Source organism: Vibrio sp. 10N.222.55.A1 (assembly GCF_041473835.1).
In the GTDB taxonomy this organism is placed as follows: domain Bacteria; phylum Pseudomonadota; class Gammaproteobacteria; order Enterobacterales; family Vibrionaceae; genus Vibrio; species Vibrio crassostreae_C.
On sequence record NZ_JBFRSX010000036.1, the window covers coordinates 134,265 to 144,875 of the forward strand.

The window sequence follows — 10,611 nt, forward strand, 5'->3', positions numbered from 1 at the left end:
CTTTATATGAGCTTTATCTACGTTCAATGAATGCAAGGCAAGCCGCACGTCGGCAAGGAGATGCTATGGGCGAGACCAACCGGAAGCTATTTGTTTTAGACACCAATATCCTACTTCACGAACCCTTCGCTATATTTTCTTTCCAAGAGCACGATGTCGTTATCCCCATGACAGTGCTAGAAGAACTCGACAGAATCAAAGACAGTAAAAGAGACGTTGCTCGAGATGCGAGAATTGCGATTCGAACGCTCGAAGACCTGTTCAGGGAAGCCACACCAGACCAAATATCGGAAGGCATCCCTTTTTCTAAAGACATAAATGCATCTGGCAGTATTTCAATACTCGCTGACTACGAACTTCAAGAAAGCATCAAAGCCTTTGCCGATGACAAGGCGGGCGATAACCGAATCCTCAACGCTGTCCTCTATCTTCAAAATAAACGCGCACCACGCGAAGTGGTTCTCATCACCAAAGACATCAATATGCGTTTACGAGCAAAAGGCGCCGGTGTACGTTTTGTTGAAGACTATCAAACTGACCAACTGATTGATGATGTCCAATACCTCACCAAAGGCTTCCAACAACTGGAAGGCTCATTTTGGGATGGTATCGATAATGTCGAGAGCAGAAGTTTAGGCGGCAAGACGCTGCACACCTTAGCAAGAGCGCCGTTCGAGCCAACCTTCCTCAACCAATATGTGATTGACGAAGAAAGTGACTTTGCCGCTCGAGTCGAGGAGATTGAGCCGGAAAGCATTACCCTGAGAGACCTCAGCCGCGAAAGATTGATGAATCGCAGAGCATGGGACATCACACCAAAGAACGTCTATCAAGGCATGGCGATTGATGCGCTGCTCGACCCTGATATTGATCTTGTGATTCTCACTGGCGCCGCAGGTAGTGGTAAGACGGGTGTCAAGTTCGAAAAATCTACCAAATTCGTTCAGACCTTGAAGCAAAAAGAGGGCTGTGGATTTAAGGCTGTTAATGAGTCTTATGATTGTCTTCAAGCTGAGAAGGTGGCTGCATGAGTAAAGTTTTAAGTGATGATGTGAAGCGAGTCTACGTACTTGACACTAATGTGTTGCTACATGACCCAATGGCAGTTTATGCATTTGAAGAGCACCGTATTGTTATTCCAATGACTGTTCTTGAAGAATTAGATCGTATAAAGGACAGCAAAAAAGACGTAGCGCGGGATGCCCGTGTTGTAATTAAAACCATTGAGCATTTAGTTGACGGTGCAAGCCCTGAGGATGTGCAAGCTGGGATTTTGATTGAACATAAAGGACCAAGCCCTGATGGAACTCTATCTATATTTGCAGATTATATAGAACTAAACGGAAGAACAGGCTCCGATTGGATGCCTTTAGATAGTCCAGATAATTTCATTATCAATAGTGCCTTGTGTCTACAGCGAATGCATGAATCACAAGAAGTTGTGTTGGTAACGAAAGATATAAATATGCGCATTAAAGCCAGAAGTGCTGGCTTGAAACATGTAGAAGACTATCGAAAAGATAAAATAGTTGAAGACATAGAACTATTATCAAAAGGTTATCAGCGCTTTGATGGTGACTTCTGGCAGCAAATTACAGATGTAAAAACAGTTGTAGAGTATGGTCGAACTTACCATGATATTCCGTGCCAGCAGTTAGGTGATTTATACGTTAACCAGTATTTGTTAGATGAAGATTCAGACTTTGCTGCTAGGGTTGTCGGGAGGGATGGCGATCATTATCGATTACTAGATCTCGGTAAGGAAAGGTTATTGCACAAGAATGCTTGGGGGGTCCATGCAAAAAACGTCTATCAAGGGATAGCTCTCCATGCACTTCTCGACCCTAAAATTGATCTAGTTATCTTAAATGGCCCTGCAGGATCGGGGAAAACCTACTTAGCCCTAGCCAGTGCTTTGGATCAGTCGGTCGAGCGAGGGATCGTGGATAAGGTGATCGTAACCCGATCAACCCCAGAGATTGCAGAGTCCATTGGTTTCTTGCCGGGTACAGAAGAAGAGAAGATGTTGCCTTGGTTAGGTGCGGTAACTGACACGATGGAAAGCTTGCATAAGGGGGACGCTCTACCAAATGAAAGTCTCCAGTATATTGTTGATAAGGCGAACATTCAGTTCAAATCTTTAAACTTTATGCGTGGCCGTTCGATTCAGCATGCATTCGTTCTTGTCGATGAGGCACAAAACTTAACTGCAGCACAACTCAAAACCATCATCACTCGTTGTGGTGAGGGTACCAAGCTTGTTATATCCGGTAACCTTTCACAAATTGATAGTAATTATCTGTCTCCTGTTACCTCTGGCCTCACCTATGTCATTGAGAAGTTTAAGAACTACGAAGGTAGTGCCAACATATATCTCAATGGTGTTGTTCGCTCTCGTCTAGCGGAATTTGCTGAGGAAAATATGTGATTTAACTCTAAGGGCGCCGGAATCAGGCTTGTTCCGGCGGCCAATTGCAGATCCGGTGAAGTTCATGTTCGTAACTAGACAATGATACTGCAGGTTGAGCGGTTTATGGCTGAGTTCTTTGCAAAACCAGCCTTCGATCCATTTTCATCAAGTTATTATGAAATAAACAATCATCATCAATGAATGATTGATTTCACAATCGTGAGTTCCAATCGTGAGTTCTAAGTGTGAAACACACAATTGGACATAAATGTATCAGTGACTTTGCTAAATTAGGTTTTTTAGGATTACTTTGAGTAAGGTAATTCCATGCCGTCACAATTGGGCTTGATGGCTTTGAAAATCGTTTGGTTATTTACTTGGCACAGGGTTCCATCAAGTTATATTGGTATCATTCGTACGGTTTAGCGTAAATGATCTAATATCAAGTCTACCTTTGTTCTTGCAACTGGAATAACCCGACTCACTCTGCTCAGTGACACTAGAGTATTTCGACCCTCACGTTGGACTTGGGTTATCAAACCCACATTGACGATAAAACTGCGATGTACCCGCAAAAATTGCTCAGTGCTCAACTCTTTTTCAAAGTTCGTCATGGTTTCTTCTGTGACGATCGTCTGTAGCTGAAACTTTCTCTGTCCCGAGGCTGTTAGGTTAACTTGTTGGTAGCGGCCGATACTCTCTATGTAGCTGATATCGCTCTCGGTGAGCCTGTAGGTTGTCTTGCCATCATTGACTAGAATTTCCTGTTCCACAGCAGGTGATACCAGAGGTGGGAGGGCTTTAATCTTTTCAAGGCAGCGCTCAAGTCTGGTTTGGCGAACGGGTTTTAGTAGGTAATCCACGACTTTGGTTTCAAATGCGCTTAGAGCGTGCTCTGAATAGGCGGTCACATACACCAAGTGATAAGGGATATGCTCGGTAGCCTTTGCCACCATAAAGCCATCCAACCCAGGCATTTCAATGTCCATAAACACGATGTCTGGCATCCGTTGGCATATCGCTTCAATGCCTTTTTGTGGGTCGTTGTAGCTACCAATAACGTCAATCTCTTCAAACGCCGCAAGGCTACGTTTTAAAGCTTGAGTCGCTGCGGGCTCATCATCTATTAATAAGACTCGGTCCATCGGTTTCTCCTTAAAAAACATGACGGATGGTGATTTGCGCGCAGCTGGTACCATCGGCAAAGTTCATTGAAAAACTGGCGTCGTCGTATTCTAAATTCAAGGTATCGCTAATATTGCGATGACCACTGCCAGCTGTAAACTGAGGCGTGTTGGTCTCCGGCCAACTGTTACAAACGGTAATGTAAAGCTCTCCCTCGGTGTAGCGGGTTTTTATATCGAGGTGAATGCGCTTAATGGTCTTGCTAAGTGCATGCTTTATGACGTTTTCGACTAAAGGCATGATGAGCATAGGCGGGATTTTCAGCGTTTGACTCTCCTTGCCAATATCGATGGAGAAATACAATCGCTCGGTAAAGCGCGCTTTTTGAATGGCTAGATAATGCTCGATCAGTTCCACCTCATCACTGAGCAAAATTCGCTTTTTGTCTGAGATAGCGATAGTGCCTCGGAGCAAGTCACTGAGTTCAAAAATAAGCTCCTGAGCGAGTTCGGGACGTTCTGGGATCTCGCTGTGTAGCAGGTTCAGTGTGTTGAATAGAAAGTGCGGATTGGTCTGAATGCGCAGTAGAGAAATCTCAGACTCTTTTAATGACATCTCCAGCTCTAACGCTTTTTGTTTCAGCTGCCAACTGTGAACAACCATAGTGTAGATGGTCACTTGCAGTAATAGGTTCAAATGAGTAAGCAGCTTTAGCCGGACTAGCTGAAAGACGGTCACAGTATCAAACGTCTGCGCCACCGGCAGACCGCCGGAGGTAAAGGCAATGGCTAATGAAGCCAAAACCAAGTTTATCAAGATTTGATATGGCAGCCTGTGGCGATAATTAGCGCCAAATTTGGCGTCAAATAGTCGTCGGAATAGCCAAAATAGTGCACATATTGAAAAGATGCCTGTGAGGGCACGAAAGGCCTTGTCCAAGGAGAGTGGCTTATCCAACGCAATCATCACGTAGTACAGTGATGAGTAGAGAATCACAGAGTTGATGAGCGGCCATACAACCAGCAACAGCAAATCCTGTCGTGAGAACGACAACTTGGATAACAGTGACTTTGAGAACAAAGTTTTTAGAATAGGAGACTTCAAAATAGACGCTCTAGGAACAAGGTGCTGACAGTATAAGTGAAGCGACGCTATCTGTTGACCAACTCATAACCGAAATAGACCCAATCGTACATTTTACCATTTTTCGCCACGCTCAACTCATTACTATGGCTAGAAATGAAGTTGTAATGGTTAACAAAATGAAAGTGTCACACAGTTATAAAAATGGATTGACTACCTTGATCGTCGCGCTGAGCCTATTTGGGTGTAGCAAAGATGAGGTACCACAAGCTAAGTCTGCGCCAATTAAACCGGTCAAGACGCTGGTCGTTAGTCATAAACAGTATCAAGTACGGCATTTTACCGGGATTCTTGAAGCGAATAAGATCATCGACATGAACTTTCGAATCCAAGGTGAGTTAACAGACCTTCCTATCAAATCGGGTCAAAAAGTAGAAAAAGGACAGTTACTGGCGCAACTAGATAGTAGCCAACAGCTTATTAACAGAAAATCGAGTAAGGCTTCTTTAAAACAAGCGAAAGCAGAGTACGAACGAGCACTGTCACTTATCAATAAAAAGGCAATTAGCCAGGCGAACTTGGATGCGCTGGAATCGCAATATATTTCAGCCCAAGCCGCATTTGAGCGAAGCGTAAAGGATGTTGAGTATACCTCTTTACTCGCTCCCTTCTCTGGCATCGTAAGTCAGCGCTATATTGACAACTTCTCGAAAGTTACCTCGTCGACCAAAATCCTCACGTTGCAGGATGTTGAACAATACAAAATCACCATTACGGTGCCGCAATCGCAGTTTGTGAAAATTCAAACCGCAGACGCCGTGAAGCTAAGCGCAGAAATCGAAGGATTTTCACAGTCATTCCCCCTTAAAGTTGATGAGCTTAGTGTCAGCCAGCAAAGCAGCCAGCAGCTACACGTTACCTTAGTGTTGCAACCTCCATCTGAGCGCCGATTGTTTACAGGGACGTCAGTCAAAGTGAAAGCCGAAGCGTTTGGTGTCAGCAATGGGATGGTACTACCTAGTCATACCGTGCTTAGCGATGGTGATGAGCATTATGTTTTTGTGGTACATCCAACAAGCAACGTGTTAGAGAAACGCATTGTGCGCGTTGACGGCGTCAGTGAGCAAGGCATCAACATTGTCGATGGATTATCGGAAGGTGAGCGCGTTGTCGTCGCCGGAGTGAGCCAAGTTCATGACGGTCAGCAGGTAAGAGTGGAGACGAAATAATGTCGATGACTGCCTTTTCTCTAAACAACAGCCGCATCACGCTGCTCGTTATTGCGGTGTTGACGTTTTTGGGTATCCAAGCTTACAACACCATCCCAGAAGCGTACGATCCTGGCTTTACCATTCGAAATGCTCAGGTCATTACTCAGTTTCCTGGTGCCAGTCCAAAGAGGGTTGAAGATCTAGTGACGGATCCGCTTGAAAAAGCGGTGCTAGAGCTTGCAGAATTGGACTTTGTTAAGAGCCAATCTAAAAATGGTGTGTCGATACTCACCGTCGCCATCAAAGAGGACTACTCTGAGCTACAACCTATTTGGGATAAATTGCGTCGTAAGATAGACCGCGTTGCGAGCACATTACCAGAAGGTGTTTCAGCACCTGTTGTTAACGATGAGTTTGGCGATGTATATGGCATCGTGCTGGCTATTCACGGTGAAGGTTTTACTTATCGTGAACTAAAACAAACAGCAGAAGACCTTCGTAGTGGACTGTTTTTGCTTGACGATGTGGCTAAGGTTGACCTTCATGGCGTACAGCAAGAGCAAATCAAACTTAAATTCGATGCCAATGCGTTAGCGGCCTATGACTTAACACCCAATCAGCTCGCGGATATTTTGTCGAAACAGAATATTGTCTTGAGTGGTGGCAGTGTTGTTTTTGGTCAGGAGCGCTTACCGATTGAGCCGAGTGGTAACTACAACACGCCGGATGAGATCAAAGGTACCTTGGTAACGTTACCCAGTAGCGGTAAGACTGTGAGGCTGGACAGTCTAGTCACCATTGAATCGGGATACGAGTTTCCTATCAACAATCCAGTCTACTTCAATGGAAAGCCGTCCGTGAACGTTGCGATTGCTATGGTTGAAACCGGCAATAATGTGCGTTTGGGCGAACAAGTCGACGCTTATGTAGACCAGTTCACTCGTCAGTTACCGATTGGCTTGGAGATCAGCAAGGTCAATTTTGCGCCTAAGGAAGTAGAAGACAAGGTTAATCAGTTTGTCTCGAGTCTAGTGCAGTCAATGACAGTAGTTGGCTTGGTCATGTTTATCTTTTTAGGCTGGCGAACAGGGTTGATTGTGTCTCTACTGGTGCCTATCAGTATGCTACTGAGCATTTTGGTGATGTCTAAAATTGGGGTTGGTCTGGATCAGATCTCTCTTGCCGCGCTTATTATTGCACTCGGTATGTTGGTCGATAATGGCATTGTGATGTCGGAAAATATTCTGGTTCGCATTAACCAAGGAGTAAGTAAGAAAGCGGCAGCGATTGAGAGTGCCAATGAGCTTAAACTTCCTTTATTAACGTCATCCTTAACCACGTCCGCCGCTTTCTTGCCGATCTTCTTGGCAAAGTCGACTATGGGGGAGTATACGGGCGCATTGTTTGTGGTTGTGACCATAACGCTCTTGGCCTCTTGGCTGTTGAGCTTGGTGATGATCCCATTGCTTTGTGTACTGCTTTTAAAGCCTACCAAACAGGTAAAGGAAGAGTCATCTAGCCAACTCGCGTGGTATGCGAAATTACTGACCAAGCTTATCCGTTTTCGCTGGTTGACGGTTGTGGCGATGCTGTTGGCTACGGTGTTCGCTTTTCAAGCGATGAAGTGGTTACCGAATATCTTCTTCCCGCCATCAGAGCGAACCTTTTTCAAAATGGAAGTGACGATGCCAATGGGCACCTCCATTGAGCATAACCAAGCCATGGTCGCTGACATTGAGCAGTATTTACTTACCTTGCAAGCTAAGAGCGCTTCGGATGCTAAAACGAGCGATAACTTGGGTATCAAAAACCAAGGAATAAAAAACTGGTCTGTGTATGTTGGCTATGGCGGCCCACGCTATATTTTGCCGCACAGCTCTCGAACGTCGAGCCCAGAATACTCATTCTGGGTCATCAACACCCACGACTATCGTGATAATCCGGCACTGATGCAACGTATCGAGTCTTACATCAGCGAGAATCATCCAGACGCCATCGCGACCACAAGGCTTATCGAAAATGGTGCGGCGATTCTGAATCCGGTTGAAATTCGATTAAATGGTTTGGATCAGGATAAGGTCTTTGCGATTACTCAAGAGATCAAGGCGAAATTGGCCAGCATAGATGGCCTCAAGGATGTGAGTGACGATTGGGGACAAAAAACCAAAACCATCCGTATTGTTATTGATCAACAAAAAGCCGCGCTCGCAGGCGTGAATAACCGAGACATTGCACTTAGTTTGCAAACGTCACTGGTTGGCAAAAACTTGAGTGAGTTTCGTGACGGAATCTTGAGTATCCCTATCGTGCTTTCTAATGAAGAGCGTGAAGAACTTAATGTTGAGCAAATCTTGGCGCTGCCAATCTATACTCCTGCAGGAAGCGTGACGCTCGCGCACATTGCCGACGTCGATATCGTATGGCAAAACGCCAAGATCTATCGTCGCAATAGTTACAAATCGGTCACCATTGGTGCTCAGTTGGAGCCCGGCTATACCGCGAGTGAAGGACTGAATGCGATTTTACCTTGGCTCGAGGTAGAGTCTCAAACTTGGCCAAACAGCGTGTTTTTTGAGATTGGCGGTGAAGAAGAGAAGTCGAAAAAGTCGACGGGTAGTATCAGTGAAAATCTGCCACTGGCGCTGTTTGTCATTATTGGTTTGCTGGTGGCGCAATTTAACTCATTTAGAAAGCCCATCATCATCCTTTCAACGATTCCAATCGCGTTTGTTGGGGTGGTGGCAGGTCTACATATTGGTAATAGTTTCTTTGGCTTTATGACGTTCTTGGGCGTGATATCGCTGGCGGGGATCGTGATTAATAACGCCATTGTTTTACTAGAGCAAGTAGACATAGAGATGGCCTCTGGTAAGCGAGCGATTGATGCGTTGATTGCAGCGGGTAAGAGGCGTATGAAACCGATACTTCTCACTACCTTGACGACGGTACTGGGCATGATACCGCTGCTAATTACAGGTGGAGCGATGTGGCAGACGATGGCGATTGCCATTATCGCTGGGCTTATTTTCTCTACTTTACTGACGCTGATATTTGTTCCTGTACTGTACAGCATCTTCTATCGAGTAGAGGTTTAACACAACTCTCAGTTGGTTAAAGAATAAAGGGGGGAGTCAGTTCCCCTTTTTAAAAGAGATTAAATAAACAAGGGTTTCAAAATGAAAATACTAGTCACACTTTTTTTTACCTTATGGTCGATGACGACGTTTGCCAATTCGACCTTGATTGAAGGTCTATGGCTGGCGGAAAACAAATCCACACAAGTTGAAATTAGCCAAATTGAACCGGGGCGTTGGCAGGGAGTCGTGACAAGCTCTCCCTCAAAACCGGAGTTGGAAGGCACGCAATTATTGTCGGCCATAGTAGAAGTACCAGATGGTTATGAAGGAAAAGTGTACGCGATTAAGAAAGCGAAACACTATGATGCCGAGATCAAGCCTGTGGATAGCACATTGCAAATAGAGGTCACGGCCGGATTTTTCTCGAAAACCATGATTTGGACACGAATTGAATAAAATCGTCGTTGCGATACGTATCAGTTGGGGGCATGGAAGCCATATAACTGGCAAGGTGCAGTGACGTTCAATGATCTGTTCTAGAACGGACATTTCATACCAGATTTGTAGCCATTCGTTCCCTATATGCTTACCCGAAGGTGAGGCTAGGTTAGAGTAGCTAACACATTGAACAGTAATACATTGGATATAGGATGAGATCACTCATTTGGATGGGACTTTTGGTAACACTGACAGCGTGCAGCGTAGCACCAGAGAGTTCCAAGAGCAATGACTTTAAATATCAATCGACGAATAACCCAGCCTCATGGCGCTATGTATGGATACCGAAAAAATACGTTGATGAGGGGGCATTAAAAGACAAATTTTCTACGTATTCTAGTTTTTATGTTGCCCCAACGAGATTGGAAGTTGAAGGCTCTGAGTTTGACGAGCTTCAGCTGAGAGCTTTTTCTAATTACCTCGAGTTGGAGGCAAAAGATACTCTAGGTGCCTATAAATTACCCACGTCTGCTCCCGAGTATCATAGTCAAAAGAGTGGCTTAACAGTGCAGTTTGCTCTGAGTAATGTATCGACACCAAACTCGATATTGGCGACAACCAGCACGGTAATACCAATCGGGTTAGCGATTTCATATGCGTCTAAGCTTACTACAGGGGAGCATACTAACGTTACCAACGCCAGAATCGAAGTGCTGATAAGTGATAGTAAAACTGGTGAGCCCCTGTTTTCTGCAATTGATATCGTTGCAGGTGATAAAAGTTTTGACAATATCCTCGATCCAGAAGAAGAAATTCGCAAGATACTAAGGTTATGGGTTGTTAAGCTGGAGCAGACGTTATTGAACCAAGATCCTGTTGACACTCAATAAAGGAAGGTTACTGATTGGCATGTATAAGCCAGTGGTGACTGCTGAGGATGCGCCAGGAGCGTTGATTAATTTGCCAATGGTAATTGTGTGCTCTATCGCGTTGTTGGGCTCTATTTACAAAAAAAGCAAGTGAAACATATCGATTGACAATAAAAAGCGACGTACCGTAGCTAGAATTTGAAATAATGGCGGAGAAAAGGCTGGCCATTCATTAGATTCTAACATTAGAAAATGTTAGTCAATCTGATCCCACTTATTTAGTAAAGAGTAACTACTCTAAGTAACTTTGGGGCACTTTCGAGTTAGAAAGTGCCACGGGTAAAAATTCAATCCGAGAAGCTTTTGGACAGAAATCATTTAGACTATTTACTTAAATC

Annotated in this window: 7 protein-coding genes and 1 pseudogene; 6 read left to right on the forward strand and 2 right to left on the reverse strand. The window is 44.6% G+C overall.

Annotated features, from left to right (window positions below; all coding sequences use genetic code 11):
• Positions 1 to 65: 65 nt before the first annotated feature.
• Positions 66 to 962: pseudogene (locus AB4493_RS12535) on the forward strand (PIN domain-containing protein); the annotation flags it as partial.
• A 65-nt stretch (positions 963 to 1,027) separates the two neighbouring features.
• The gene (locus AB4493_RS12540) at positions 1,028 to 2,428 is read left to right on the forward strand and encodes a PhoH family protein (protein ID WP_017068799.1); all 1,401 of its coding nucleotides are present in this window, start codon (positions 1,028 to 1,030) and stop codon (positions 2,426 to 2,428) included.
• Between the two features lie 404 nt (positions 2,429 to 2,832).
• Here AB4493_RS12540 and AB4493_RS12545 read toward each other — a convergent pair whose 3' ends face one another.
• Both AB4493_RS12545 and AB4493_RS12550 read right to left on the reverse strand, forming a co-directional pair.
• Positions 2,833 to 3,555 carry a LytR/AlgR family response regulator transcription factor gene (locus AB4493_RS12545; protein ID WP_372155067.1) on the reverse strand — a complete coding sequence of 241 codons (723 nt, stop codon included), beginning with the start codon at positions 3,553 to 3,555 and terminating at the stop codon, positions 2,833 to 2,835.
• Between the two features lie 10 nt (positions 3,556 to 3,565).
• Complete coding sequence (locus tag AB4493_RS12550; RefSeq protein WP_372155069.1) at positions 3,566 to 4,561, reverse strand: sensor histidine kinase; 996 nt, start codon at positions 4,559 to 4,561, stop codon at positions 3,566 to 3,568.
• A gap of 224 nt (positions 4,562 to 4,785) precedes the next feature.
• Between AB4493_RS12550 and AB4493_RS12555 the strand changes: the two genes are divergently transcribed.
• From AB4493_RS12555 to AB4493_RS12570, 4 genes are all read left to right on the forward strand, one after another.
• Positions 4,786 to 5,847, forward strand: a complete 1,062-nt coding sequence (locus AB4493_RS12555) for an efflux RND transporter periplasmic adaptor subunit (RefSeq protein ID WP_372155071.1) — start codon at positions 4,786 to 4,788, stop codon at positions 5,845 to 5,847.
• Positions 5,847 to 8,924: an efflux RND transporter permease subunit gene (locus AB4493_RS12560; protein WP_372155073.1), complete on the forward strand. Its 3,078-nt coding sequence runs from the start codon at positions 5,847 to 5,849 to the stop codon at positions 8,922 to 8,924. The genes AB4493_RS12555 and AB4493_RS12560 overlap by 1 nt, the downstream gene beginning before the upstream one ends.
• A gap of 81 nt (positions 8,925 to 9,005) precedes the next feature.
• Positions 9,006 to 9,362, forward strand: a complete 357-nt coding sequence (locus AB4493_RS12565; protein WP_372155075.1) for a DUF2147 domain-containing protein — start codon at positions 9,006 to 9,008, stop codon at positions 9,360 to 9,362.
• Positions 9,363 to 9,556: 194 nt separating this feature from the next.
• On the forward strand, positions 9,557 to 10,234 hold the full coding sequence (locus tag AB4493_RS12570; RefSeq protein WP_372155077.1) for a DUF3313 family protein: 678 nt from the start codon (positions 9,557 to 9,559) through the stop codon (positions 10,232 to 10,234).
• The last annotated feature ends 377 nt before the right edge of the window (positions 10,235 to 10,611 follow it).